Source organism: Pseudomonas sp. R2-60-08W (genome assembly GCF_003852335.1).
GTDB lineage: Bacteria > Pseudomonadota > Gammaproteobacteria > Pseudomonadales > Pseudomonadaceae > Aquipseudomonas.
Genome location: NZ_CP027731.1, coordinates 675,860 through 701,757 on the forward strand (window position 1 = coordinate 675,860; position 25,898 = coordinate 701,757).

At 60.9% G+C, this 25,898-nt stretch carries 26 protein-coding genes; 13 read left to right on the plus strand and 13 right to left on the minus strand.

Going from position 1 to position 25,898, the window contains the following annotated elements; translation table 11 throughout:
- Window positions 1-10: 10 nt before the first annotated feature.
- The 8 genes from C4J90_RS02855 (at window position 11) to C4J90_RS02895 (ending at window position 9,417) form a co-directional block, all read left to right on the plus strand.
- On the plus strand, window positions 11-1,294 hold the full coding sequence (locus tag C4J90_RS02855) for an FAD-binding oxidoreductase (RefSeq protein ID WP_124419172.1): 1,284 nt from the start codon (window positions 11-13) through the stop codon (window positions 1,292-1,294).
- 374 nt (window positions 1,295-1,668) lie between these two features.
- Entirely contained in the window at window positions 1,669-2,805 is a 1,137-nt protein-coding gene (locus C4J90_RS02860; protein ID WP_124361046.1) for a branched-chain amino acid ABC transporter substrate-binding protein, read from the plus strand.
- Between the two features lie 201 nt (window positions 2,806-3,006).
- Window positions 3,007-3,921 carry a branched-chain amino acid ABC transporter permease gene (locus C4J90_RS02865; RefSeq protein ID WP_048727385.1) on the plus strand — a complete coding sequence of 305 codons (915 nt, stop codon included), beginning with the start codon at window positions 3,007-3,009 and terminating at the stop codon, window positions 3,919-3,921.
- 2 nt (window positions 3,922-3,923) lie between these two features.
- Complete coding sequence (gene livM, locus C4J90_RS02870) at window positions 3,924-5,201, plus strand: high-affinity branched-chain amino acid ABC transporter permease LivM (RefSeq protein ID WP_124361047.1); 1,278 nt, start codon at window positions 3,924-3,926, stop codon at window positions 5,199-5,201.
- Window positions 5,198-6,073, plus strand: coding sequence for an ABC transporter ATP-binding protein (locus tag C4J90_RS02875; protein ID WP_124413701.1), 876 nt, complete (start codon window positions 5,198-5,200; stop codon window positions 6,071-6,073). The genes livM and C4J90_RS02875 overlap by 4 nt, the downstream gene beginning before the upstream one ends.
- On the plus strand, window positions 6,070-6,786 hold the full coding sequence (locus C4J90_RS02880) for an ABC transporter ATP-binding protein (protein WP_124365647.1): 717 nt from the start codon (window positions 6,070-6,072) through the stop codon (window positions 6,784-6,786). The genes C4J90_RS02875 and C4J90_RS02880 overlap by 4 nt, the downstream gene beginning before the upstream one ends.
- Window positions 6,787-7,560: 774 nt before the next feature.
- On the plus strand, window positions 7,561-8,325 hold the full coding sequence (locus tag C4J90_RS02890) for an SDR family oxidoreductase (protein ID WP_124419174.1): 765 nt from the start codon (window positions 7,561-7,563) through the stop codon (window positions 8,323-8,325).
- A 186-nt stretch (window positions 8,326-8,511) separates the two neighbouring features.
- Window positions 8,512-9,417, plus strand: coding sequence for a cation diffusion facilitator family transporter (locus C4J90_RS02895; protein WP_124365650.1), 906 nt, complete (start codon window positions 8,512-8,514; stop codon window positions 9,415-9,417).
- A 124-nt stretch (window positions 9,418-9,541) separates the two neighbouring features.
- Here C4J90_RS02895 and C4J90_RS02900 read toward each other — a convergent pair whose 3' ends face one another.
- From C4J90_RS02900 to ureE, 5 genes are all read right to left on the minus strand, one after another.
- Entirely contained in the window at window positions 9,542-10,642 is a 1,101-nt protein-coding gene (locus tag C4J90_RS02900; protein ID WP_124419175.1) for an AGE family epimerase/isomerase, read from the minus strand.
- A gap of 155 nt (window positions 10,643-10,797) precedes the next feature.
- A complete protein-coding gene (locus C4J90_RS02905; protein ID WP_124419176.1) occupies window positions 10,798-11,370 on the minus strand; it encodes a HupE/UreJ family protein in 573 nt (190 codons plus the stop codon).
- A gap of 20 nt (window positions 11,371-11,390) precedes the next feature.
- The gene (gene ureG, locus C4J90_RS02910; RefSeq protein ID WP_017849719.1) at window positions 11,391-12,005 is read right to left on the minus strand and encodes an urease accessory protein UreG; all 615 of its coding nucleotides are present in this window, start codon (window positions 12,003-12,005) and stop codon (window positions 11,391-11,393) included.
- 22 nt (window positions 12,006-12,027) lie between these two features.
- Window positions 12,028-12,702, minus strand: a complete 675-nt coding sequence (locus C4J90_RS02915; RefSeq protein WP_124419177.1) for an urease accessory protein UreF — start codon at window positions 12,700-12,702, stop codon at window positions 12,028-12,030.
- Window positions 12,699-13,199 (minus strand): urease accessory protein UreE, encoded by a 501-nt coding sequence (gene ureE, locus C4J90_RS02920; protein WP_124361055.1) that lies wholly within the window; start codon window positions 13,197-13,199, stop codon window positions 12,699-12,701. Before ureE ends, C4J90_RS02915 begins: the two co-directional genes overlap by 4 nt.
- A 339-nt stretch (window positions 13,200-13,538) precedes the next feature.
- On the opposite strand from ureE, the gene C4J90_RS02925 reads away from it, so the two are divergent.
- Window positions 13,539-14,036, plus strand: a complete 498-nt coding sequence (locus C4J90_RS02925; RefSeq protein WP_124413707.1) for a C40 family peptidase — start codon at window positions 13,539-13,541, stop codon at window positions 14,034-14,036.
- Between the two features lie 4 nt (window positions 14,037-14,040).
- On the opposite strand, the gene C4J90_RS02930 is transcribed toward C4J90_RS02925, so the two are convergent.
- On the minus strand, window positions 14,041-14,673 hold the full coding sequence (locus C4J90_RS02930) for a TetR family transcriptional regulator (RefSeq protein WP_057702615.1): 633 nt from the start codon (window positions 14,671-14,673) through the stop codon (window positions 14,041-14,043).
- A 151-nt stretch (window positions 14,674-14,824) separates the two neighbouring features.
- The gene (locus tag C4J90_RS02935; RefSeq protein WP_124361058.1) at window positions 14,825-15,196 is read right to left on the minus strand and encodes a hypothetical protein; all 372 of its coding nucleotides are present in this window, start codon (window positions 15,194-15,196) and stop codon (window positions 14,825-14,827) included.
- 357 nt (window positions 15,197-15,553) lie between these two features.
- Here C4J90_RS02935 and C4J90_RS02940 point away from each other — a divergent pair, with 357 nt between their 5' ends.
- Complete coding sequence (locus C4J90_RS02940) at window positions 15,554-17,620, plus strand: AsmA family protein (RefSeq protein WP_124419178.1); 2,067 nt, start codon at window positions 15,554-15,556, stop codon at window positions 17,618-17,620.
- Window positions 17,621-17,755: 135 nt separating this feature from the next.
- Here C4J90_RS02940 and C4J90_RS02945 read toward each other — a convergent pair whose 3' ends face one another.
- The gene (locus C4J90_RS02945) at window positions 17,756-18,286 is read right to left on the minus strand and encodes a bacterioferritin (RefSeq protein WP_124419179.1); all 531 of its coding nucleotides are present in this window, start codon (window positions 18,284-18,286) and stop codon (window positions 17,756-17,758) included.
- Between the two features lie 236 nt (window positions 18,287-18,522).
- Here C4J90_RS02945 and C4J90_RS02950 point away from each other — a divergent pair, with 236 nt between their 5' ends.
- Window positions 18,523-18,822, plus strand: coding sequence for a PsiF family protein (locus C4J90_RS02950; RefSeq protein WP_124361061.1), 300 nt, complete (start codon window positions 18,523-18,525; stop codon window positions 18,820-18,822).
- Between the two features lie 176 nt (window positions 18,823-18,998).
- Window positions 18,999-20,012, plus strand: a complete 1,014-nt coding sequence (locus tag C4J90_RS02955; protein ID WP_124361062.1) for an AI-2E family transporter — start codon at window positions 18,999-19,001, stop codon at window positions 20,010-20,012.
- 125 nt (window positions 20,013-20,137) lie between these two features.
- Here C4J90_RS02955 and C4J90_RS02960 read toward each other — a convergent pair whose 3' ends face one another.
- Window positions 20,138-21,406 (minus strand): Hsp70 family protein, encoded by a 1,269-nt coding sequence (locus tag C4J90_RS02960; protein ID WP_124361063.1) that lies wholly within the window; start codon window positions 21,404-21,406, stop codon window positions 20,138-20,140.
- 236 nt (window positions 21,407-21,642) lie between these two features.
- On the opposite strand from C4J90_RS02960, the gene C4J90_RS02965 reads away from it, so the two are divergent.
- Window positions 21,643-22,581 (plus strand): DnaJ C-terminal domain-containing protein, encoded by a 939-nt coding sequence (locus C4J90_RS02965; RefSeq protein ID WP_124419180.1) that lies wholly within the window; start codon window positions 21,643-21,645, stop codon window positions 22,579-22,581.
- A 129-nt stretch (window positions 22,582-22,710) separates the two neighbouring features.
- Here C4J90_RS02965 and ureC read toward each other — a convergent pair whose 3' ends face one another.
- The 4 genes from ureC to C4J90_RS02985 all read right to left on the minus strand — a co-directional run bounded on the left by ureC (window position 22,711) and on the right by C4J90_RS02985 (window position 25,889).
- Window positions 22,711-24,411: an urease subunit alpha gene (gene ureC / locus C4J90_RS02970; protein ID WP_124419181.1), complete on the minus strand. Its 1,701-nt coding sequence runs from the start codon at window positions 24,409-24,411 to the stop codon at window positions 22,711-22,713.
- A 121-nt stretch (window positions 24,412-24,532) separates the two neighbouring features.
- The gene (locus C4J90_RS02975) at window positions 24,533-24,841 is read right to left on the minus strand and encodes an urease subunit beta (RefSeq protein WP_124361066.1); all 309 of its coding nucleotides are present in this window, start codon (window positions 24,839-24,841) and stop codon (window positions 24,533-24,535) included.
- The gene (locus C4J90_RS02980) at window positions 24,838-25,371 is read right to left on the minus strand and encodes a GNAT family N-acetyltransferase (RefSeq protein WP_124419182.1); all 534 of its coding nucleotides are present in this window, start codon (window positions 25,369-25,371) and stop codon (window positions 24,838-24,840) included. The genes C4J90_RS02975 and C4J90_RS02980 overlap by 4 nt, the downstream gene beginning before the upstream one ends.
- A gap of 5 nt (window positions 25,372-25,376) precedes the next feature.
- Window positions 25,377-25,889, minus strand: coding sequence for a GNAT family N-acetyltransferase (locus C4J90_RS02985; protein ID WP_124419183.1), 513 nt, complete (start codon window positions 25,887-25,889; stop codon window positions 25,377-25,379).
- Window positions 25,890-25,898 lie beyond the last annotated feature (9 nt).

Consider the following 25,898-nt stretch of genomic DNA (forward strand, 5'->3'; position numbering starts at 1 on the left):
GAGTCTGGCAATGGCATTACGCGAAACATGTTTGTGGGAACACCTCACCCCGAGCCGGCCGGATCGCGCTGCGCTCAAAGGCGAAATCAAGGTGGATGTGTGCGTGATCGGTGCAGGCATCACCGGTTTGTCGGCGGCCATTCACTTGCTGGAACAGGGTAAAACCGTCGCGGTGCTGGAGGCCCACCGCACCGGCCATGGCGGTTCGGGGCGCAACGTCGGGCTGGTCAACGCCGGTATGTGGATCCCGCCGGACGAGATCGAAGCCGGTTTCGGCGAAGCCGTGGGCAGTCAGCTCAACCGCATGTTGGGCGCCGCGCCGTCGCTGGTGTTCGGCCTGATCGACAAATACGCCATCGATTGCCAACTGCGCCGCGAGGGCACTTTGCACATGGCGCACAATGCCCGTGGCGAGGCGGACTTGCGCAGCCGGGAAGCGCAATGGAAGCGCCGCGGTGCGCCGGTCGAGTTGCTGACCGGGCAGGCATGCGAGCAGGCCACCGGCACCACGAAAATCGCCGCCGCGTTGCTCGACCGACGCGCCGGCACCTTGAACCCGATGGCCTACACCAGCGGCCTGGCGAATGCGGCGGCCGGGTTGGGCGGGCAGTTATTCGATCATTCTCCGGTGACCCAGCTTGAACGCCAGGGCGCAGACTGGCTGGTGCAGACTGCCCAGGGTGCGGTGCGGGCCGCACAGGTGGTGATCGCTTCCAATGCCTACACTGAAGGCGAATGGACCGAGCTGCGCCGCAATTTCTTCCCCGGTTATTACTATCAGGTCGCATCGGCACCGCTCACCGACGACGCTTCCTCACGCATCCTGCCGGGTGGCCAGGGTTCATGGGACACGCGCCAGGTGCTGAGCAGCATCCGTCGCGATGCCGATGGCCGCCTGTTGCTCGGCAGCCTGGGCAACGGCAACCAGAAGCCGGCCTGGTTCCTCAAGGCGTGGGCCGATCGAGTGCAGCAGCACTACTTTCCGTATCTCAAATCGGTGCAGTGGGAATACACCTGGACCGGCTGCATTGCCTTTACACCCGACCATTTGATGCGTTTGTTTGAGCCGGCGCCTGGGCTGGTGGCGGTCACCGGCTATAACGGTCGCGGGGTGACCACCGGCAGCGTGGTCGGCAAAGCGTTTGCCGACTATTTGTGTCACCAGAATCCCCATGTGCTGCCGATTCCCTTTACACCGATGCAACCGCTGGCGGGCGCAGGCCTGCGCAGTTGCCTGTATGAAGCGGGATTCTCGCTGTATCACGCCGGGCAATGCCTGCGGATCGTGATCTGATCCGCGAAATAGCGCGCGGAGGCCGGCATTTTCTTAGCCGGCTACCCATCTGTATTGGTGCAAGTCGTAGCAATCGCGCACTGTAAATGTGCAGTTCCGTTACGCACTTGGTTACAACTAGCGGAGCGGTCGTTTATCCCTCCGGTTGCAGGTGCCACCGTTCGGGGTTGTACTTTTTTTGCTTGCCGGTTGCACCTGTCGGGGCTAGACGGTTGCACGTCCTGGCGAAAGGACTCGAAACGCCAGCAATAACAATGACACCGTGTCTTTTTGAAGAATAAAAAAGTAATGGCACGCGGCTTGCTCTGAGCTTTCAGTGAAAAGTTTGAATGCAAGTTGTCGTGCCAAAAATCAAAAATATCGGAGCACCACTCATGTCCCAGACGTTTTACAAGAAAGGTTTTCTAGCCCTCGCCGTTGCAGCGGCGCTGGGTGTTTCTACGTTTGTTCAAGCTGATGTGAAAATTGGCGTGGCAGGCCCGATGACGGGCGCCAACGCCGCTTTCGGTGAGCAGTACATGAAGGGTGCCCAGGCGGCAGCCGATGAGGTCAACAAGGCGGGTGGCGTCAACGGCGAGAAGATCGTGCTGGTGGCCGGCGATGACGCCTGCGAGCCAAAACAAGCGGTGGCCGTGGCCAACCGCCTGGCCGACCAGGACAAAGTGATCGGCGTGGTCGGGCACTTCTGCTCCTCCAACACCATCCCGGCCTCCGAGGTGTATGACGAAGCGGGCATCATAGCAATCACCCCCGGCTCCACCAACCCACAGGTGACCGAGCGCGGCCTGGGCGCCATGTTCCGCATGTGCGGGCGTGACGACCAGCAGGGCATCGTCGCCGGCGACTACATCGTCGACGTGCTCAAGGGCAAGAAAGTCGCGGTCATCAACGACAAAGACACCTACGGCAAGGGCCTGGCCGACGCCACCGCTGCCCAGTTGACCAAACGCGGCGTGAAGCCGGTGCTGGAAGAAGGCCTGACCCGTGGCGAGAAAGACTTCAGCGCCCTGGTCACCAAGATCCGTTCCCTGGGCGCCGACGTCGTGTACTTCGGCGGCTTGCACCCGGAAGCCGGCCCGCTGGTTCGCCAGATTCGTGAAGCTGGCTTGAAAGACGTCAAGTTCATGTCCGACGACGGCATCGTAACCGACGAACTGGTGGCGACCGCCGGTGGTGCGCAGTACGTGGACGGCGTCTACATGACCTTCGGCGCCGACCCGCGCCTGTTGCCGGACAGCAAGGCGGTGGTCGAGCAGTTCCGTAAAAACGGCACCGAGCCCGAAGGCTACACCCTGTACGCCTACGCCTCGATCCAGGCCCTGGCCGCAGGCTTTAACGGCGCCAAGTCGAACAAGGGCGAGGACGCAGCCAAGTGGCTGAAGGCTCACCCGGTTAAAACCGTCATGGGCGAAAAGGCCTGGGATACCAAGGGCGACCTGAAAATCTCCGACTATGTGGTTTACCAGTGGGACAAAGACGGTAAATACCACCAGCTGGAAAAGCAGAAGTAAGGCTCTGCACCACAGTCCCAATGTGGGAGGGGGCTTGCTCCCGATTGCGGTGGATCAGGTTCAAATCTATTGACTGGCACACCGCAATCGGGAGCAAGCCCCCTCCCACAAGGGGACTGGGTTGTGATCAAGATCTGTCTTTTCCTCCAGAAGCGCCGCACACCCACCGGTGTGCAGGTGCTCACCGCGTGAGATTGCGTTATGGATGGTATTTTCCTGCAGCAACTGGTCAACGGCCTGACCCTCGGGTCGGTCTATGGCCTGATCGCCATCGGCTACACAATGGTCTATGGCATCATTGGCATGATCAACTTCGCCCACGGCGAGGTTTATATGATTTCCGCTTACCTCGCGGCGATCAGTCTGGCACTGCTGGCTTACTTCGGCATCGAATCCTTCCCGCTGCTCATTCTCGGCACTTTGGTCTTCACCGTCGTCGTCACCGGCGTGTACGGTTGGGTCATCGAACGTGTCGCCTACAAACCGCTGCGCAACTCCACCCGACTGGCTCCGCTGATCAGCGCCATCGGTATCTCACTGATCCTGCAGAACTACGCGCAGATCGCCCAGGGCGCCAAGCAACAAGGCATTCCCACCCTGCTGGCCGGCGCCTGGCGCGTCGATATCGGCACCGGGTTCGTGCAACTCACCTACACCAAAGTGTTCATCCTCGTGGCGGCATTCGCCGGCATGGCGTTGCTCACCTACATCATCAAATACACCAAGCTCGGCCGCATGTGCCGCGCCACCCAGCAAGACCGCAAGATGGCCTCGATCCTGGGCATCAACACGGACCGTGTGATCTCCTACGTATTCGTCATCGGCGCCGCCATGGCCGCCCTGGCCGGCGTGCTGATCACCCTCAATTACGGCACCTTCGACTTCTATGCCGGCTTCATCATCGGCATCAAGGCGTTTACCGCAGCGGTACTCGGCGGCATCGGCTCCCTGCCTGGGGCGATGCTGGGCGGGATCATCCTCGGTATCTCCGAGTCGCTGTTCTCGGGGTTGATCAACTCCGACTACAAAGACGTGTTCAGTTTCTCCCTGCTGGTGGTGATTCTGATTTTCCGTCCTCAGGGCCTGCTTGGTCGCCCACTCGTGGCGAAGGTGTAAACATGTCTGCTGCCAAATCTATCGATATCAAGAAAAGTGTGGTCGATACGGTCCTCGCCGGGCTGATTTCGCTGATCGTGTTCGGCCCGATCGTCGGCGTGGTGCTCGACGGCTACAGCTTCAACCTGGAACCGGCGCGCGTGGCCACGTTGGTCGCCATCGTGATGGCCGGGCGCTTTGCCCTCAGCCTGTTCCTGCAAACCCCCAAGGGCGTGAAGATCCTGCAGGGTTTCGAAAGCAGCGGCTCCGGCGTGCACGTGCGGGCGCCGGACTACAAGTCGCGGCTGCGCTGGATCATTCCGGCGCTGATCGTGATCGCCATCGTGTTTCCGATCTTTGCCAACAAGTACCTGCTGACCGTGGTGATCCTCGGGCTGATCTATGTATTGCTCGGCCTGGGCCTGAACATCGTGGTGGGTCTGGCCGGTCTGCTCGACCTGGGTTATGTGGCGTTCTACGCCATCGGCGCCTACGGCCTGGCGCTGGGTTACCAATACCTCGGCCTGGGTTTCTGGACGGTGCTGCCCCTGGCGGCCATCGCGGCGGCGCTGGCGGGGTGCATACTCGGCTTTCCGGTATTGCGAATGCATGGTGACTACCTGGCCATCGTGACCCTGGGCTTCGGTGAAATCATTCGCCTGGTGCTCAACAACTGGCTGTCGTTCACCGGTGGCCCGAACGGCATGCCGGTGCCTTCGCCGACCTTCCTCGGCCTGGAGTTCGGCAAGCGTGCCAAGGACGGCGGCATCCCGTTCCACGAGTTCTTCGGCATCGATTACAACCCCAATATCAAGTTCATGTTCATCTACATCGTGCTGTTCCTGGTGGTGCTGGCCGTGCTGTACATCAAGCATCGCCTGACCCGCATGCCGGTCGGGCGTGCCTGGGAAGCCCTGCGCGAAGATGAAATCGCCTGCCGCTCCATGGGCCTGAACCACGTACTGGTCAAGCTCTCGGCATTCACCATCGGTGCCTCCACGGCCGGCTTGGCCGGGGTGTTCTTTGCCAGCTACCAGGGCTTCGTCAACCCGTCGTCGTTTACCTTCTTCGAGTCGGCGTTGATCCTGGCCATCGTGGTCTTGGGCGGCATGGGCTCGACGGTCGGTGTGGTGATCGCGGCGTTCGTGTTGACCGTTGCCCCGGAACTGCTGCGCAGCTTCTCTGAATACCGCGTGCTGCTGTTTGGCGTGTTGATGGTGGTGATGATGATCTGGCGACCGCGCGGGTTGATCCGCATCAGCCGTACCGGTGTGACACCACGTAAAGGAGTGGCGCCATGAGCAAGGAAGTCGTCCTTTCCGTTGAACACCTGATGATGCACTTCGGTGGCATCAAGGCCTTGAGCGACGTGAGCCTCAAGGTAAAGCGCAATTCTATTTTCGCCCTGATCGGCCCCAACGGCGCCGGCAAGACCACCGTGTTCAACTGCCTCACCGGTTTCTACAAGGCCAGTGGCGGCAAGATCGAACTCAACGTGCGCGGCCAGCAGACCAATGTGATCCAGTTATTGGGTGAGCGCTTCCAGGCCACCGATTTCGTCTCGCCGAAAAGCTTCCTCAGCCGGGTGTACTACAAGATGTTCGGCGGCACCCATTTGGTGAACCGCGCGGGCCTGGCGCGGACCTTCCAGAACATTCGCCTGTTCAAGGAAATGTCGGTGCTGGAAAACCTGCTGGTGGCCCAGCACATGTGGGTCAACCGCAACATGCTCGCCGGTATCCTCAACACCAAGGGCTACCGCAAAGCTGAAAGCGATGCCCTCGACCACGCCTTCTACTGGCTGGAAGTGGTCGACCTGGTGGACTGCGCCAACCGCCTCGCCGGCGAGCTTTCCTACGGCCAGCAGCGCCGCCTGGAAATCGCCCGCGCGATGTGCACGCGGCCGCAGATCATCTGCCTGGATGAACCGGCGGCGGGCCTCAACCCTCAGGAAACCGAAGCCCTCAGCGCGATGATTCGCCTGCTGCGCGACGAACACGACCTCACAGTGGTGCTGATCGAACACGACATGGGCATGGTGATGAGTATTTCCGACCACATCGTGGTGCTCGACCACGGCAACGTGATCGCCGAAGGCGGGCCGGACGCGATCCGCAACGACCCGAAAGTGATCGCCGCCTACCTGGGCGCAGACGAAGAGGAACTCGTATGAACGGGCCTATCCTCGAAATGAAGGACCTGGACGTGTTCTACGGCCCGATCCAGGCCCTGAAAAAAGTCTCGCTGCACATCAACGAAGGCGAAACCGTCAGCCTGATCGGCTCCAATGGCGCGGGCAAATCCACGCTGCTGATGTCGATCTTCGGCCAGCCACGGGCCGAGTCGGGGCAGATTCTCTACAACGGCGTGGACATTACCCACAAGTCGTCCCACTACATCGCCTCCAACGGCATCGCTCAATCGCCGGAAGGGCGGCGGGTATTCCCTGACATGACCGTCGAGGAAAACCTGCTGATGGGCACCATCCCCATTGGCGACAAGTTCGCGCAGGAAGACATGCAGCGCATGTTCGAGCTGTTTCCACGGCTCAAGGAGCGGCGTAACCAGCGCGCGATGACCATGTCTGGTGGCGAGCAGCAAATGCTCGCCATCGCCCGCGCGCTGATGAGCCGGCCCAAGCTGTTGCTGCTCGATGAGCCAAGCCTGGGCCTGGCGCCGATCGTGGTGAAGCAGATCTTTTCCACCCTGCGCGAGCTGGCCTCCACCGGGATGACCATTTTCCTGGTGGAGCAGAACGCCAACCACGCCCTGCGCTTGTCGGACCGTGCCTATGTAATGGTCAACGGCGAGATTCGCCTGACCGGTACGGGCAAGGAACTGCTGGTGAATGAGGAAGTGCGCAACGCCTACCTGGGCGGTCACTAATCTAAACAACAACGCAGCACCCCTGTGGGAGGGGGCTTGCTCCCGATAGCGGTGTATCAGTATCAGGTGTACTGACTGAGCCACCGCTATCGGGAGCAAGCCCCCTCCCACATTTGTTTTTGGGTGTCTTTCGAAATTGTGGAAAACAAATTCAGCTCCCCTCCAAAGCGCGACATATAGCCGCCGCAAATCCCTGTTTTGTCACAGTTTTGACTTGTCCCCATCCGCTGTGGAACCGGCTGTGGGTAAGGTGGGAGTAGCTGGCTGCAGGCCTCTGAAACCGCGGCTTGCAGCGGTGTGGTTAGTATTTGACCAGCCACTTTTTCGGGACCCGTCGAGGGGTTTGTCAACCTGTTTAAAGACACAGGTATATGACCGTTGCGTGTCACTCCTGCCTGTGGATAAGTCTGTGACTAAACTCTGGAAAGACTGCCGCAGAGGCCGGAATGACTGGCCTGGAGCCATCGTCTAGATGTTCACCGGGGAAAATACCTACATACGCCTCTGTTCAGGTCAAGCAAAAAACTTTCTAAAACCATCTGCAGGCCTTGTATAACGTGGCTCAAGGCGATTTGCACTTGCCCCCAAAGACTGTGGGCGCAGTTGTGGATAACCTGCGCGTATGTGGCTGCAGGCCTTGATCTGCATAGCTCTGCCCGGCGTGGTTAAAAAATGATCAGATGAGTATGAAATTGCGCGCATAGCGGTTGCCGCGAGGGCAGCGTAAGGGCATTCTGCTGGCAACTTTTTCCCGTTGCCCGCAAGGAGACCACCATGTCCGACACGCTGTTTATTACTGGCGCCACTTCAGGTTTCGGTGAAGCCTGTGCCCGCCGTTTTGCCGAAGCTGGCTGGAAACTGGTGCTCACCGGCCGGCGTGCCGAGCGCTTGAATGCGCTGGTCGAAGAGCTCTCCAAGCAAACCGAAGTGCATGGCCTGGTGGTGGACGTGCGTGATCGCAAAGGCATGGAAGACGCCATCGCTAATTTGCCGCCATCGTTCGCCACGTTGCGCGGGCTGATCAACAACGCCGGCCTGGCCGTGGGCACCGACCCTGCGCCCAAATGCAACCTCGACGATTGGGAAACCATGGTCGACACCAATATCAAAGGGCTGCTGACCACCACCAACCTGCTGCTGCCGCGCCTGATCGCCCATGGCCGTGGCGCCGGGATCATCAACTTGGGCTCCATTGCCGGTAACTACCCTTATCCGGGCAGCCATGTGTATGGCGGGTCCAAGGCGTTCGTGAAGCAGTTCTCGCTGAACCTGCGCTGCGATCTGCAAGGCACCGGCGTGCGGGTGACTAACATCGAGCCGGGATTGTGCGAGAGCGAATTTTCCCTGGTGCGTTTCGGCGGCGACCAGGCGCGTTATGACGCGACCTACGCGGGCGCCGAGCCGATCCAGCCGCAGGATATTGCCGATACGATCTTCTGGGTGCTGAATACGCCGGCGCATGTGAATATCAACCGCTTGGAGCTGATGCCGGTGAGCCAGACCTGGGCTGGGTTTGCGATTGAGCGGGGGAGCAAGTAAGGCTCAACTGATTGTTCCCACGCTCCGCGTGGGAATACCGCCGGGGACGCTCTGCGTCGCGCTTTGCTGGTGATGCAGAGCGTCACACCATGCATTCCCACGCAGAGCGTGGGAACGATCAAAGGTACACTCCGCTCCTGAAAACCCTCCGCACTGTGCGGTTTAAAGGTTTTGACGGGAGGAAATGTGAGTAACCGAGGTGAGCAGGCACTGCTCAAACAATCGACCATCCTGATGTTCGCAGTTGCGATCGCCGGGATTGTCACGGGTGTGATATCCGGCGCCCAATCCATTCTGTTCGACGGCTTTTTCTCGCTGATCGCCACCGCCATCAAGGTGTTGATGCTGATCACGGCCAAGCTGATCGCCAAGAAAAGCAACGAGCGGTTCCAGTTCGGCTACTGGCACCTGGAGCCCATGGTGCTGTTGATCGAAGGCAGCTTTCTGCTGTTGATCGCCATCTATGCGTTTCTCAACGGCGTGTTCGGCATCATCAATGGCGGGCGCGAGATCGAGTTGGGGCTGGTGATCATTTATGCGGCGGTGTTTACCGTGGTGGAGTTCGCCTACTTCTTCTATGTGCGCTACCGTAATCGCACGCTGAAATCCTCGCTGATCCAGTTCGACAACATCAGCTGGCTGGTGGACGCGATGCTGTCAGTGGGCCTGTTGATCAGCTTTCTGGCGGCACTGCTGCTCAAGTCCCAGGGGTATGGCGAGTGGGCGGTGTATGTCGACCCGCTGATCCTGATCCTGTTGGCCCTGAGCATGCTGGCACCGGCCTTCAAGATCCTGCGCCCGGCATTGCGTGAGGTGCTGGGGATTGCCCCGGATCATTTGGACGACACCGTGCGTGAAGTGATGGACGCGGCCAAGGCCAGGCATGGTTTCGATGACTACGTGTCCTATGTGCAAAAGCACGGGCGGGCGCGGTTCATCGAAATCCATGTGGTGTTGCCGGCGGATTACCCGGTAGATAACGTCGCGACCCTCGACCGGCTGCGCGAGGAGATATCCACAGGGCTAGGCACGCCGGATGCAGCGCGCTGGTTGACCATCAGTTTTACTGGGGATCGCAAGTGGATTGCATGAAGTCAGTTAGACCGAGGTGAGGCCATCGGGAGCAAGCCCCCTCCCACATTGGATCGGGTTCACACAGTCAAATGTGGGAGGGGCGGTGCGACGATTCGACTTGCCCCCGATGAGGCCCGTAAGGTCAGCCCAAATGCTGGGTCAGACCCTGATAGCAAGTCGCCAAATGATAAGGTGTGGTAGAAGGCATATCCCGGCGGCTCACTTGACCGTCGGCATCCAGGCATTCATGCCAACCCTTCCCATGCAGGAAATGCTCTTGCAGCGCCAGCAATTGACGCTGCAGCACTGCCTCGCTGTCAGGTCTCAGGGTCAACGCCCGCATGTATTCAGCCTGCGCCCAGATACGCTGGGTGCCGTCGCGCACCGTGCCATCCACAGACAGCATGCCACTGACCGCACCGCTTAACTTATCCACACCCTTTTGCTCAGCATAGGCAAACGCTCGCGTCAGTGAGGCATGCAGCGCTGTACCGCGTAGCACCTCTGACGACTCGAGCAAAAAGAACCACTCGAACTGATGCCCTGGCTCGAACCAGTTATCCACAGCGCCCAAGGGTTTTTCCATCATCACGCCGTGCTGGCGGTCGATAAAGCGCTTTTGCAGGGCGCCGGCCAAGTCCAGCAATGCGTCACGCGTGAGGGGATCGTCACGCACCGCCAGTGTGGCGAGAAAGCCTTCGGCCAGGTGCATCAGCGGGTTCTGCAAGGGGCCCGACTTGAGGCTTGACCAGTTGCGCTCCAGCACCGCTTCGTACAGGCCGTCGCCAGTGGCAAAGCGTTCGGCGACCACCGCCAGCGCGGCATTGAGCACCGATTCCACCAACGGTTCACGCACTTTGGCCCAGTAATGGGCGCAGGCAAAGATGATGAAGGCGTGGGTATAGAGGTCTTTGCGTTTATCCAGCGGCTGCCCGGCCGGGTCGATGCTGTAGAACCAGCCGCCGTGTTCGGCGTCGTGGAAGTGCTGTTGCAGGGAACGGAACAGTGTGGCGGCGCGCTCCTCGGCAAAGGCTGCACCGGGTTCGCCGATCAGGCTGGCGAACAGGTACAACTGCCGGGCGCAGGCCATGGCGCGGTAGCGTTGTGGAGGCAACGGCTGGTGATCGGCGTCCAGTGCCTCGTACGGCAGCGCCAGGTCGGCATTCCAGCCCGGGCCCTGCCAGAGCGGCACGATCAGGTCATGGAAGTGCGTGAGCACGGAATTCAAAAGAGGTTGGGGCATCGGCTGGCGTCGTCACGGCAGGGGTGTGGCGCGCATGGTATCAGGCTGATCGTTCCCACGCTCTGCGTGGGAATGGTTTCATGACGCTCCGCGTCATGCGTGGGAACGCGGAGCGTCCCCGGCTGCATTCCCACGCGGAGCGTGGGAACGATCTATCAGCCCGCCAACAACCAGACCCCAGTCGCCGCCGACGCAGCCCCGGCCACCCGCACCAACGGTGCCGCCGCCGCTGGCAGCAAACGTACCACCGCATAGCCCGCCGCGTGCAACGCCGCAGTTGCGCCGACAAACCCCGCCGCATACGCCCAGGGGCTGGACATGTCCGGTAACTCCAAGCCATGGGCCACGCCGTGAAACAGGGCAAACAACGCCGTCGCCGCCACCGCCACGAACAACGGCGGCCGTACTGCCAGCGCCACCGCCAGGCCCAGCGCCAGCACCGAGGCGGCAATCCCGCTTTCCAGCGCCGGCAATTGCAGGCCTTCAAACCCCAGCATGCCGCCAATCAACATGGTGCCGACGAAGGCGCAAGGCAGGGCCCAGCGTGCATTGCCTTTTTGCTGCGCCGCCCACAGCCCGACCGCAACCATGGCCAGCAAGTGATCGAGACCGCCCAGCGGGTGGCTGATGCCGGCAACCAGGCCATTGTCGCCGTGACCCGGGTGAGCAAACGCGAGGACGGGGGCCAGCAGCAACGCGGCGGCGGCGAACAGTTTCTTGAGGTTCATATACAGGCTCCGTAGGGGGATCAGGCAGCGGTCAGCAGGCCTTGGCGTTCGATAAAGGCGACGATTTCATCCAGGCCGACGCCGGTTTTCTGGTTGCTGAACACAAAAGGTTTGCCATTGCGCATGCGTTGAGTGTCGCTGTTCATCAACTCCAGCGAGGCACCCACCAGCGGCGCGAGGTCGATCTTGTTGATCACCAGCAGGTCGGATTTGCAAATACCGGGCCCGCCCTTGCGCGGGAGTTTGTCGCCGGCGGACACATCGATCACATAGATGGTCAGGTCTGACAGCTCGGGGCTGAACGTCGCCGACAGGTTGTCGCCGCCGGACTCCACCAGAATCAGGTCCAGGCCGGGAAAACGCCGGTTGAGTTGGTCCACCGCCTCCAGGTTGATCGAGGCATCTTCGCGGATGGCGGTGTGCGGGCAGCCGCCGGTTTCCACGCCGATGATGCGCTCCGGCGCCAGGGCCTGGTTGCGCACCAGGAAATCGGCGTCTTCGCGGGTGTAGATGTCGTTGGTGACCACCGCCAGGTTGTAGCGGTCGCGTAGCGCCAGGCACAGGGCCAGGGTCAGGGCCGTCTTGCCGGAGCCTACCGGGCCGCCGATGCCGACGCGCAGGGGTTGTGTGTTCATGTCAGGTTCTCCAAAAACAGTCTCAGGAACGGAACAGGCGGCTGTACTGGCGTTCATGAGCCATGCACGCCAAAGACAGGCCAAAGGCGGCGCTGCCCAGATGATCGGGTTCGATGCGGTCGGCCTCCTGCTGTGCCTGTTGCAGCAGCGGCAGCAGCTCGCTGGTCAGGCGCTGCGCGGCTTGCTGGCCCAGGGGCAGGGTTTTCATCAGCACGGTCAGTTGATTTTCCAGCCAGCTCCATAGCCAGGCGGCGAGCGCGTCGTCGGGGCTGATTGCCCAGGCCCGCGCGGCCAGCGCCCAGCCGAGGGCGAGATGGGGTTCAGGGTGTTGGGCAAGAAAGACGCGGGCGGCGGCGTCCAGTTCCGGCAAGCCATTGAGCAGTTGCTGCAGGGAGTAACCCATCTGCCGGCTCTCCTGATACAGCTCGCGGGTTTCGCGGCTGGCACGGTGTTCTTCACACAGCTGCGCCAGGCGTGGCCACGCCTGTTCAGTGGCCGCGCGGCAATGGGCGAGCAGCAGCGGCGCTTCGAAACGCGCGAGGTTGAGCAGCAATTGATCGCTGATCCAGCGCCGCGCGCTGGCGGCATTGTTGACGCGGCCGTTGTCCACGGCCATTTCCAGTCCCTGGGAATAGCTGTAGCCACCAATCGGCAACTGCGGACTGGCCAGGCGCAACAGCGCCCAGGCTGGGTTCATAGACGCACGCCGAACTGATGCAGCTTGGGCGCATAGTTGAAGGCTTCATCGCCATGCCGCGAATGATGATGGCCACCGCCGTAGGCCCCGTGTTCAGGCTGGAAGGGCGCCTCGATGGTGTGCACATCGGCGCCCAGCTGCTCAAGCATGGCCTTGAGCACGTAGTCATCGAGCAGGCGCAGCCAGCCATCGCCGACCTGCAGGGCCACATGCCGGTTGCCAAGATGATAGGCGGCGCGGGTCAGTTCAAACGCGTTGCGACAGGTGACGTGCAGCAGTTGTTCAGGACGCGCGCAGACACGTACGACGCGTCCGTCTTCAGCTTGTAGGAATTCGCCGTCATGCAGCGGCGACTGCCCACGCTCCAGAAACAGGCCGACGTCTTCACCCTCGGCACTGAAACAGCGCAGGCGGCTTTTGCTGCGGGCTTCGAAGTTCAGCAGCAGTTCGGCGGCCCAGAGGGCTTGCGGGGCGATTCGGCGGTGGATCACCAGCATCAGAAAGCTTCCGGCTATGAGCGATAAGGGAGCTAGAGCAAGGGGCTTGCCAACCCGGCAGGCGCGTAGGAATTTCCTGTCAGCAGGGCGCGAGCGCCACAAGGCAGGGCACTCGCCGAGTGCATCTGTGTGGCAATTTGGTGCGCTTGAGCGGGCTTTAGCACCGTAAAAGGGCATTCTGCGTGGTGAACGGCCATGTGTTGCATGAAACTTCTTTCATCCAATTCTTCGTTGCGTTTTTAAGGATTTATCCCACAAGGCTACGGGAATCGGCCTTCGCGGAGTTACATGGGGGTTGTTTAAGATTCGCGCCGTGTTTAATTCACTGCGATGTTCATCATGTTCAAGTCACTTATCTGTTCCGTCATTGTCAGCCTGTCGTGCCTTGTCTCATCAGCCTCGGCCACTCTTCAACAGCCGCCCACCTTTGTTTCCAAGCCCGCATCGTCCTCGGTCGACGATGTGATCGACCGGGCCCATCAATTGCTCGGCACACCCTACAAGTGGGGTGGTACGTCTACCGAGCAAGGGTTCGATTGCAGCAGTTTCCTGGTCTATCTGTTCAAGACCGAAGCGAATATTCAGCTTCCGCGCACCACGGCTGCGATGCACCGTTCCACCGCCGCGACCATCAAGCGCACTGCGTTGAAACCGGGCGACGCGGTCTTTTTCAAAGGCAACGGGCAGGGGCGGGTGAGTCACGTCGGGCTGTATATCGGCGAGGGCAAATTCATCCATTCACCGCGTACCGGCAAAAATGTGCGTATCGATTCGTTGAGCAATACCTATTGGAGCAAGAACTACACCACGGCCAAGCGCTTTCATACGGCCGGCTGAGGCATTACTCGGTACTGCCCAGGCCTTGCCAATGCTTGAGGCCGATAAAGATGAAGCGCAATTGCTGGGTGATCTTCGCCTGGGGCGTGAGATGGGCAGGCAACGCGTGGGCGGGTGGGTCGATGATATCGGGCAGGGTGGCGAACACACTTTTGACGATGAGGTCAGCCATTACGTGCAAACCTTCGGCGTCCAGGTGTTGCAGCTTGGGCATCAGCGTGAGGTCGGCCGCCAGGTCGCGAGTGATGTCTTCGCGCAGGGCGCCGATGGCTTGGCGCACCGCCAGGCAACCGCCATATTGTTCGCGGGCCAGGAACAGGAACTGGGAGCGGTTGGCCGAGACCACATCGAGAAAGATCCGCACGGACGCATCGATGATCCCGCCCATCACGAATTCGTTGTGACGCACCAGGCGAATCGTGGCGCGGAAGGTCTGGCCGACTTCACTGACCAATACGAGCCCAAGCTCGTCCATGTCGGCGAAATGGCGATAGAACCCGGTAGGCACGATACCCGCTGTCTTGGCCACTTCGCGCAGGCTCAGGCTGCCGAACCCACGGCCACACTCCATCAGATGGCGGGCAGCGTCCATCAAGGCGAGGCGGGTCTGTTGCTTCTGTTCGGCGCGGGGCAGCATGAGCGGATGGGCTTTGTCGGCGAGTACAGCGACGCACTCTAGCAAAACCGCTTTGCCGGCGTCGAACTTGGCGGGGGCGAGACGTGACGCGGTCTATATAAAAGCGAAAGCCCGATCGACAGACCGGGCTTTTTTCTGGGCCACCATGGGCTTAGCTCTGTGCTTGATGCAGTTCTTCCAGACGGTCGGCACCGCCTTCAGCAAGACCTTGGGTGTAGGCGCGATCATTGGCTTGTTCAGCACCGCCTTCTACCAGACCTTTTTCTTGCAGGCGGTCGTTGCCACCTTCGGTCAGGCCTTCGGTGTAGGCGCGTTTGTTGGCCTGTTCCGAACCGTTTTCAGCGACAGCGCCTTTGGCGTAGTCACGGTTTTCGTCTTCTTGCGAACCGCTGCGCGCCAGGGTCTGGCTGGACTGCACGGCTTGAGCTTTGTTCTGTGGGGTGGCCTGTTCGGCGGCTGGCAGGGCAAAGGCACTGGAAGCCAGGATGGATAACAGGACGGTAGCGAGTACTTGGCGTTTCATGAGGGTTGCTCCTTGGGAGGGCGATAAAGTGGGTACAGGGCTAATGCTACTCTTGATAAGTCGATATAAAAGTTCATAAAGACAATGGTAATAATCAACAGAATTGATTGTTCCCACGAGAGGCTCTAGAACGCGCCTCTCAAGCACGCGGTTTTGCACCGGGGTGGGTATTTTCGACACGAACCTGGGTAACAATGGTGCGTCGTTGATGATCAACCTTGTCTGTTTGATCAGGAAAATCGCTTTTTTCGGCTAAATCGGCCGTTGCGTTAAACCCCCGGGCACTTTGCCAGTCGTAGTCCTATAAGCTGTGTCAAAGGCTGTTGCCCAGCCAGTCGTATTCAGGAGTCCTGTGCAATGACGCGCACTCGAAAAATTGTCGCTTGGAGCTGCGCCAGCTTCGTTCTGTTGATTGCCATCGCGGTATTGGTCCTGGTGTTCTTCGACTGGAACCGCATCAAGCCCCCCCTCAATGCCAAGGTCTCCGAAGAGTTGCACCGCCCGTTCGCCATCAATGGCAACTTGGCGGTGGTGTGGCAGCGTGAGCCCGACGAAGGCGGCTGGCGCGCGTGGGTGCCGTGGCCCCATGTGATTGCCGAAGACCTGAGCCTGGGTAACCCCGACTGGTCCAAGCAGCCGCAGATGGTCACGCTGAAGAAAGTCGAGTTGCGTATTTCGCCATTGGCCTTGCTGGCACAACGCGTGGTGATCCCGCGTATCGACCTCACCGAACCGAGCGCCGACCTGCAGCGCCTGGCTGACGGCCGGGCCAACTGGACCTTCAAGTTCGACCCCAAGGACCCCGACGCCGAGCCTTCCAGCTGGGTGGTGGACATCGGCGCCATCGGCTTCGACAAGGGCCACGTCACCCTCGACGACCAGACCCTCAAGACCCGCCTCGATGTGATCATCGACCCGTTGGGCAAACCGATTCCTTTCGGTGAAATCGTCGGTGACGCCGATGCCAAAAAGGTCTTGGAGAAAGGCTCGGCGCCGCAGGACTATGCGTTCGGCCTCAAGGTCAAAGGCCAGTACCATGGCCAGGCGCTCGCCGGCACCGGCAAGATCGGCGGGTTGCTCGCCTTGCAGGACGCGGCCAAGCCTTTCCCGCTGCAGGCCCAGGTTCAGATCGCCGACACCCGCATCGCCCTGGCCGGCACCCTGACCGACCCGCTTAACCTCGGCGCCCTCGACCTGCGCCTGAAGCTGTCGGGCAGCAGCCTCGGCAATCTCTACCCGTTGACTGGCGTGACACTGCCCGATTCGCCGGCGTACTCAACCGACGGTCATTTGATCGCCAAGCTGCACGAAGCCAGCGGCGCTTCATTTCGTTATGAAAACTTCAACGGCAAGATCGGCAACAGCGACATCCACGGCAACCTCGCCTACGTTGCCAGCCAGCCACGGCCCAAGCTCAGCGGCGCGCTGGTATCCAACCAACTGCTGATGGATGACCTGGCACCCTTGATCGGCGCCGACTCCAACGCCAAGCAGAAAGCCCGTGGCGGCGAAAGCAAACAACCGGCCACTAAAGTGTTACCGGTGGAAGAGTTCCGCACCGAGCGCTGGCGCGAGATGGATGCCGATGTGGAATTCACTGGCAAACGCATTGTGCACAGCGCCGACCTGCCCTTCACCGATCTCTACACGCACCTGGTACTCAACGATGGTGAGCTGAGCCTTGAGCCCCTGCGCTTCGGCGTGGCCGGCGGCAAACTCGATGCGCAGATCCGCTTGAACGGCCGCACCACGCCGATGGAAGGCCGCGCGAAACTCACTGCGCGTAACTTCAAGCTCAAACAGCTGTTCCCGACCTTTGAGCCGATGAAAACCAGCTTTGGTGAGCTCAACGGCGACGCCGATATTGCCGGGCGCGGCAACTCCGTGGCGGCGCTGCTGGGCACGGCCAACGGTGACTTGAAGATGCTGATCAACGACGGCGCCATCAGCCGTGGCCTGATGGAAATCGCCGGCCTTAACGTGGGCAACTACGTGGTGGGGCGCCTGTTTGGCGACAAGGAAGTGAAGATCAACTGCGCGGCGGCGGACTTCGGCATCAAGACCGGTTTGGCGACAACGCGGTTGTTTGTGTTTGATACCGAGAACGCGATCATCTACGTCGATGGTACAGCCAATATGGCGACCGAGCAGTTGGACCTGACCATTACGCCGGAGTCCAAGGGCTTTCGTCTGTTCTCCCTGCGCTCGCCGTTGTACGTGAACGGGCCGTTCATCAAGCCCAATGCCGGCGTGAAAGCCATCCCCCTGGCGCTGCGCGGCGCGGGCATGGTCGCCCTGGGTGTGATCGCCGGCCCGGCTGCCGGGTTGCTCGCACTGGTTGCCCCAAGTGGCGGCGAGCCGAATGCGTGCGCGCCGTTGTTGCAACAGATGCGAGAAGGCAAGGCGCCGAAAACCGTGAAGTAAATAACGGACTGCACCTGAAACCAAATGTGGGAGGGGGCTTGCTCCCGATAGCGGTGTATCAGCCAATCAATCTTTGACTGAGACCCTGCCATCGGGGGCAAGCCCCCTCCCACAGTGGTATTGCGGTGTTACGGGTTACAGACCCTGCAGAATATCCGCCATGTCATCGGCGTGTTCTTCTTCCTGGGCCAGGATCTCTTCGAAGATGCGACGGGTAGTCGGGTCTTTATCGCCGATGTACTGAATGATCTCGCGATAGCTGTCCACCGCGATGCGCTCGGCCACGAGGTCTTCGTAGACCATTTCCTTCAGCGAGTTGCCCGCCACGTATTGTGCGTGGGAGTTCTTCGACAACAGGTCGGGGTTGAACTCCGGCTCGCCGCCCAGTTGCACGATGCGTTCGGCGAGTTTGTCGGCGTGTTCGGCTTCCTGGGTGGCGTGCTCCAGGAACTCGTCGGCGGCGACGCTGGCTTTCAGGCCGCTGGCCATGAAGTAATGACGCTTGTAGCGCAACACGCAGACCAGCTCTGTGGCCAACGATGCGTTGAGCAGGCGGATGATTTCTTCGCGGTCGGCGTCATAGCCTTCGGTCACGGCACCGTTTTCGACGTTCTGGCGGGCGCGGCTGCGCAGGGTCGCAACGTCAGTCAAGTGTGCTTCAGTCATCTCAATCTCCTGGGGCTAATCCGGTTTTACGCCACGCTCTGCCGGCGTGATCGCTCCAGGTTGTGAGTCGCGCAAGGGGCGAAAAGTTTTATCGGATTTAACCGGATGTGTCATAAGCACTTCGTGTACTGGCATCGCGGCGACTGGAATATCCATGGCCGGTGAAGTTGTAACGAGTTTTGACTACACTGCGCTGTAGGCCGCGCCCTTCGGCACGGTAACCGGGAGAAAACTCCATGAAGATGCTGCGTATTCCGTTGATCATGATGAGCCTGCTGCTGTGTTCCCAAGGTTTTGCCGCCACCGCCCAGCAAAACAAAATGACCACCTGCAATGCCGAAGCCTCTACCAAGACCCTCAAGGGCGACGAGCGCAAGGCCTTCATGAAGACCTGCCTGTCGGCCCCGGCGGCCAATGACGCCAAGACCCTGACCCCGCAGCAGCAGAAGATGAAGGATTGCAACGCGTCGGCGAAAACCAAGGCGTTGGCCGGCGATGCGCGCAAGACCTTCATGAGTACTTGCCTGAAGAATTGATAGCCCCAGGCCATAGAAGGCTGCGACACTCGTACACAGCCCCCTGTAGGAGCGAGCTTGCTCGCGAAGAACTCAATTACCCCCGCGTTTATTCAGAATAAACGCGCTATCGTTGGCGACCTTCGCGAGCAAGCTCGTTCCTGCACATCCTTTAACGCCGTTCGTTTTGAGGCTGTATGCCAACGTTTTCTCAGCGTCATGTGTTGTTGCTGTCCAGCTACATCATCATTTTCGGCGGGTTGCTGCTGGTGCTGCCGCTGAAACTGCTGCCCAGCCTGCTGGCTGGCCTGTTGGTCTATGAACTGGTCAACATGCTTACGCCCCAGCTGCAGCGGCTGATCGAAGGGCGGCGCGCGCGCTGGCTGGCGGTGGCCTTGCTGGGTACCTTGATCGTCAGCGTGCTCACGCTGATCTTCGCCGGCGCGATCAGCTTCCTGCTGCACGAAGCGGAAAACCCCGGCGCCTCGCTGGATAAATTCATGCACGTGGTCGACCGCGCACGCGGCCAGTTACCGCCGTCCATCGATGCCTATCTGCCCGCCAGCGCCGCCGAATTCCGCGTGGCCATCGGCGACTGGCTGAGCAAACACCTGAGCGAACTGCAACTGGTCGGCAAAGACGCGGCCCACATGTTCGTCACCTTGCTGATCGGCATGGTGCTCGGCGCGATCATCGCCCTGCAACGCGTGCCCGACCTGACCAAGCGCAAACCCCTTGCCGCCGCGTTGTTCGACCGCCTGCACCTGTTGGTCCAGGCCTTTCGCAACATCGTCTTCGCCCAGATCAAGATCGCCGCGCTCAACACCGCTTTCACCGCCGTGTTCCTCGCCGTGGTGCTGCCGCTGTGTGGCATTCACCTGCCGCTGACCAAAACCCTGATCGTGTTGACCTTCCTGCTCGGCCTGCTGCCGGTGATCGGCAACCTGATGTCCAACACCCTGATCACGATTGTCGCGTTGTCGCTGTCGATTTGGGTCGCCGTGGCGGCGCTGGGGTATTTGATCGTGATTCACAAGGTCGAGTACTTCCTCAACGCGCGCATCGTCGGTGGGCAGATCAGTGCTAAGTCGTGGGAGTTGCTGCTGGCGATGTTGGTGTTCGAGGCCGCGTTCGGCCTGCCGGGGGTGGTGGCGGGGCCGATTTATTATGCGTATCTGAAGAGTGAGCTGAAGCTCGGTGGGATGGTTTAGGTTTTGTGTTGCCTGGGCTGACGCCATCGGGAGCAAGCCCCCTCCCACATTTTGACCGTGTTCACAAATCAAAGGTGGGAGGGGGCTTGCCCCCGATGAAGTCACCACGGTGTTTCAGGTGAAATTCAGCAACCGTAGCGTTTGCTGGCCTCAATCGCCAACCCACTGCCAATACTGCCAAAGATATTACCTTCCACATGCCGCGCATTCGGCAGCATCGCCGAGATGCTGTGACGCAGTGCCGGGATCCCGCTGGAACCACCGGTGAAGAACACCGTGTCCACCTGGGCCACATCCACCGAGGCGTCGTTGAGCAGTTGGGTCACGCTGTTGCGCACGCGCTCGAGCAGGCCATCGATGGCCGATTCAAACAGGTTGCGGCTCAGTTCCACGCTCAAGCCAGGCTCAACCCGGTCCAGCAACACCAGGCGGCTGTCTTCATGGGTCAGCTGGATCTTGGTCTCTTCCACTTCCATCGCCAGCCAGTGCCCGGCACGCTGTTCGATCAGCTTGAACAGGCGGTCGATGCCGCCGGTGTCTTCGATGTCGTAGCGCATGCTGCTCAGGGCCAGCTGGGATTTCTGCGAGTACACCGAGTTGATGGTGTGCCAGGTGGCCAGGTTCATGTGATGGCTGGTAGGCATGTAGGCGCCGCTTTTCATGCGGCTGCCGTAGCCGAACAGCGGCATCATGCCTTGCAGGCTGAGCTGCTTGTCGAAGTCGGTACCGCCGATGTGCACGCCACCGGTGGCGAGGATATCGCTCTGGCGGTTGTCGTTGTGACGACGGTCCGGTGACAGGCGCACCAGGGAGAAGTCGGAGGTACCGCCGCCGATATCGACGATCAGCACCAGTTCTTCTTTTTCGATGGTCGACTCGTAGTCGAACGCGGCGGCAATCGGTTCGTACTGGAACGAGATGTCCTTGAAGCCGATCTTGCGGGCCACGTCGACCAGGGTGTTTTCCGCTTCCTGGTCGGCCATCGGGTCGTCATCGACGAAAAACACCGGGCGCCCCAGCACCACTTCTTCGAACTCGCGGCCGGCGGTGGCTTCGGCGCGGCTCTTGAGCTGGCCGATGAACAGCGCCAGCAGGTCGGTGAACGGCATCGCCGTGCCCAATACGCTGGTGTCGTGCTTGATCAGCTTGGAACCCAGCAGGCTCTTGAGCGAGCGCATCAAGCGGCCTTCGTAGTTCTCCAGGTACTCGTGCAGCGCCAGGCGACCGTACACCGGGCGGCGTTCCTCGAAGTTGAAGAACACCACCGACGGCAGGGTGATCTTGTCGTCCTCCAGCGCGATAAGCGTCTCCTCGCCGGGGCGGATCCAGCCGACGGTGGAGTTGGACGTGCCGAAGTCGATGCCGCAGGCACGGGCTGGGGATGGGTTTTTCATGTCGATCGGGTTCCGGTTGCAAAACGGCCGCGCAGTGTATGCCAGTCGACGCCGGATGCGTAGGCCGACCATCCGTTAAATAGCGCTTGAAAGCGCGCGATTTGCCCCCACATCTGGTGCATACGGCAAGTGCCTGTAAAACTCCGACGCACCCCAGGCCGCAAGACTCAACACGTGCAAACCAGCGCACCTTGTGTCCGGGCTGTGCGATCTCGTTTAAGGATGGTGAACCACCGATGGATTTCAAAGACTACTACAAGATTCTGGGTGTCGAGCCGAGCGCCGACGACAAGGAAATCAAAGCCGCCTATCGCAAGCTCGCGCGCAAATATCACCCGGACGTGAGTAAGGAAAAAGACGCCGAAGCCAAGTTCAAGGACGCGTCCGAAGCCTATGAAGCCCTCAAGAGCGCGGACAAGCGGGCCGAGTACGACGAACTGCGCAAATATGGCCAGCACGGTCAGCCGTTCCAGGGGCCACCTGGCTGGCAGAGCCGTGGCGGTTTTGGCGGTAGCGCGGGCACTGAGGATTTTTCGGACTTCTTCAGCTCGATCTTCGGCGCGCGCAGCGACGGCTTCGGCGGCGGCCAACGCCGCCCTGCCGGACGCAAGGGCCAGGACGTTGAGATGCAGCTGTCGGTGTCCCTCGAGGAGACGCTGTCCACCGAGTCCAAGCAGATCAGCTTCCAGGTGCCTCAGTACGATGCTTCGGGCCGGCACGTGAGCAATACGGTCAAGAGCCTGAACGTGAAGATCCCGGCCGGTGTGGCCGACGGTGAACGCATCCGCCTCAAGGCCCAGGGCGCGCCCGGAATTGGCGGCGGTGCCAACGGTGATCTGTACCTGATCATCAAGTTCGCGCCGCATGCCAAGTTTGAAGTGGATGGCGAAAACCTAGTGATCAACCTGCCGCTGGCGCCGTGGGAATTGGCGCTGGGCACGGAAGTCACGGTGCCGACGCTGACCGGCAAGATCAACCTCAAGGTGCCCGCCGGCAGCCAGAACGGCCAGCGCATGCGCGCCAAGGGCCATGGGTTGCTGAACAAGGCTGGCCAGCGAGGTTTCCTGTTCGTGCAACTCAAGGCGGTGATGCCGCCGGCAGGTAGCGACGAGGTGAAAGCGTTGTGGCAGGAGCTGGCCAAGAAAGCCAACTTCAATCCGCGCGAGAACTTCTAAGCTGCCCTAATGTAGGAGCGAGCTTGCTCGCGAAGAACGTCAACGATAACGCGTACAACCCTGAATAAACGCGGCGTCCTTGAGTGCTTCGCGAGCAAGCTCGCTCCTACAGTTACAGTGAGGCGGTTGTCAGAACAGGAAATAGCGCTGCGCCATCGGCAGTACGTCAGCCGGTTCACACCACAGCAATACACCATCGGCCTTGACCTGATACGTCTGCGGGTCCACTTCGATATCCGGCAGGTAATCGTTATGGATCAGGTCGCTCTTCTGCACCTCGCGACAGCCCTTGACCACCGCAATCTGCTTTTTCAAACCCAGGGCCTCGGGCAGGCCGGCCGCCTGTGCCGCCTGGCTGATAAAGGTCAGGCTGGTGGCATGCAGTGAGCTGCCGAAGCTGGCGAACATCGGCCGGTAGTGCACCGGCTGCGGTGTGGGAATCGAAGCGTTGGCATCGCCCATCAGGCTGGAGGCAATCGCGCCGCCCTTGAGGATCAGCGTGGGCTTGATCCCGAAGAACGCCGGGCGCCACAGCACCAGATCGGCCCATTTGCCAACTTCGATGGAGCCGACGATATGGCTGATGCCATGGGTGATCGCCGGGTTGATGGTGTACTTGGCGATATAGCGCTTGGCGCGAAAGTTGTCATTGCCCGGCCCGTCACCGGGCAGGGCGCCACGCTGTTTTTTCATCTTGTCGGCGGTCTGCCAGGTGCGGGTGATCACTTCGCCGACGCGGCCCATGGCCTGGCTGTCGGAACTGATCATCGAAAACGCACCGAGGTCGTGCAGGATATCTTCGGCGGCAATGGTCTCGCGACGGATGCGGCTTTCGGCGAAGGCCACGTCTTCGGCAATGCTCGGGTCCAGATGATGGCAGACCATCAACATGTCCAGGTGTTCGTCGATGGTGTTGCGGGTAAACGGCCGCGTCGGGTTGGTGGAACTGGGCAGCACGTTCGGCAAGCCGCAGGCCTTGATGATGTCCGGCGCATGTCCGCCACCGGCACCCTCGGTGTGATAGGTGTGAATGGTGCGGCCCTTGAGCGCGGCGAGGGTGGTTTCGACGAAGCCGGATTCGTTGAGGGTGTCGCTGTGGATTGCCACCTGCACGTCGTATGCATCGGCGACGCTCAGGCAGTTATCGATGCTGGCGGGCGTGGTGCCCCAGTCTTCGTGCAGCTTCAAGCCAATGGCGCCGGCCTTGACCTGTTCGATCAACGGCTCGGGCAGGCTCGCGTTGCCCTTGCCGGTAAAGCCGATGTTCATCGGGAACGAATCACTGGCCTGCAGCATGCGCGCCAAGTGCCAAGGCCCTGAGGTGCAGGTGGTGGCGTTGGTGCCGGTGGCAGGTCCCGTGCCGCCGCCAATCATAGTGGTGACGCCGCTGGTCAGCGCCTCTTCGATCTGCTGCGGGCAGATGAAATGCACATGGGAGTCGATACCGCCGGCGGTGAGGATCATGCCTTCGCCGGCGATCACTTCGGTACTGGCGCCGATGGCCATGGTCACGCCGGGCTGGATGTCGGGGTTGCCGGCTTTGCCGATGGCGTGGATGCGGCCGTTCTTCAGGCCCACATCGGCCTTGACGATGCCCCAGTGGTCGATGATCAGCGCGTTGGTGATCAGGGTGTCGACCACTTCATGGGCGAGCAACTGGCTCTGGCCCTGACCGTCACGGATCACCTTGCCACCGCCGAATTTCACTTCCTCGCCATAGACGGTGAAGTCCTGCTCCACTTCGACGAACAACTCGGTGTCGGCCAGGCGGACCTTGTCGCCAACGGTGGGGCCATACATGTCGGCGTAGGCTTGTTTGGAAATCTTCATCTGTGTCCTCGATCGTTCCCACGCTCTGCGTGGGAATGCATCCTGTGACGCTTCGCGTCACGATGTTAGAAGCGGACGCGGAGCGTCCATGGCGGCATTCCCACGCGGAGCGTGGGAACGATCAGTCGAGGTCGCCCATGATCCGACCGGCAAACCCGAACACCCGCCTTCCACCGCTCAAATCCACCAACTCCACCTCCCGACTCTGCCCCGGCTCAAACCGCACCGCCGTGCCTGCCGGAATATTCAGGCGCATGCCACGGCTCGCGGCGCGGTCGAAGGTCAGCGCATCATTGGTCTCGAAAAAATGATAATGCGAGCCCACCTGAATCGGCCGGTCGCCACTGTTGGCCACGCTCAGGCTGATGGTGCGCCGGCCCACGTTCAGTTCGATCTCGCCAGGCTGGATCTGGAATTCGCCAGGAATCATGCAGGTTGCCCCAGGGTCTTGAAGTAAATGGCGGTCGGGCTGTAGCGCCCGTCCGGGCTTTGGCAGTAGTCGGGCAATTCGCCGACCTTGGTGTAGCGCAACGACTGGTAGAAGGCCTCGGCGTCGGAGCCGGCTTCGGTGTCCAGGTAGAGCAAGCCGCGCTTGTGCTGGCGTGCGGCGAGTTCCAGGGCATTCATCAATTGCTGCCCCAGGCCGTGGCGCCGCGCACGGCTGTGCACCAGCAGCTTCTGCACCTCGGCACGGTTCAGGCCATTGGCTTTCTGGCACAGCGCCAACTGCACGCTGGCGACCACCTGTTCATCGCGCACCACCACCCACAGCAACAGGCTGGCGTCTTCGATGCCGGCTTGCACACCGCTCAGGTACGCGCGGGCCTGGGTCTCATCGAAGTCGGCCATGAAGCCCACCGAGGCGCCATGTCGGACCGCGTCCAGCAACAGCTCGATCAAGCCGAGGCGGTAATGGGCAAAGCTTTCAGCATTGACTCGACGCAGTTGCGCAGCGCTCATCGATCTCACTCCTTGGGCGGTTCGGCGCCCGGGTTCAAGGCCAGTTGCATAAAGGTCAGGTCGAGCCAGCGGCCGAACTTGATACCCACTTGCGACATCTGCCCGGTGGTGATGAAGCCCAGACGTTCATGCAGGCGGATCGAGGCCAGATTGCCGCTTTCGATGGCCGCCACCATTACCTGTTTGCCGCCGCTGCGCGCGCGTTCGATCAGGGCCTGCAGCAACCGCGGGCCGAGGCCCTTGCCGCGCTGGTCGTTGCGCACGTACACCGAGTGCTCGACGCTGTAGCGAAAGCCTTCGAAGGGCCGCCAGTCGCCGAACGAGGCGTAGCCGGTGACCTCGGCGTTTTCCACCGCCACCAGGATCGGATAGCCCTGGGCCTGGCGGGCGCTGAACCACGCCTGGCGGTTAGCCAGGTCGACCGGCTGTTCGTTCCAGATCGCCGTGGTGTTCAACACCGCGTCGTTGTAGATATCGCGGATTGCCGGCAGGTCTTGCTCGGTAGCATCACGAATCATTGCCGCGCC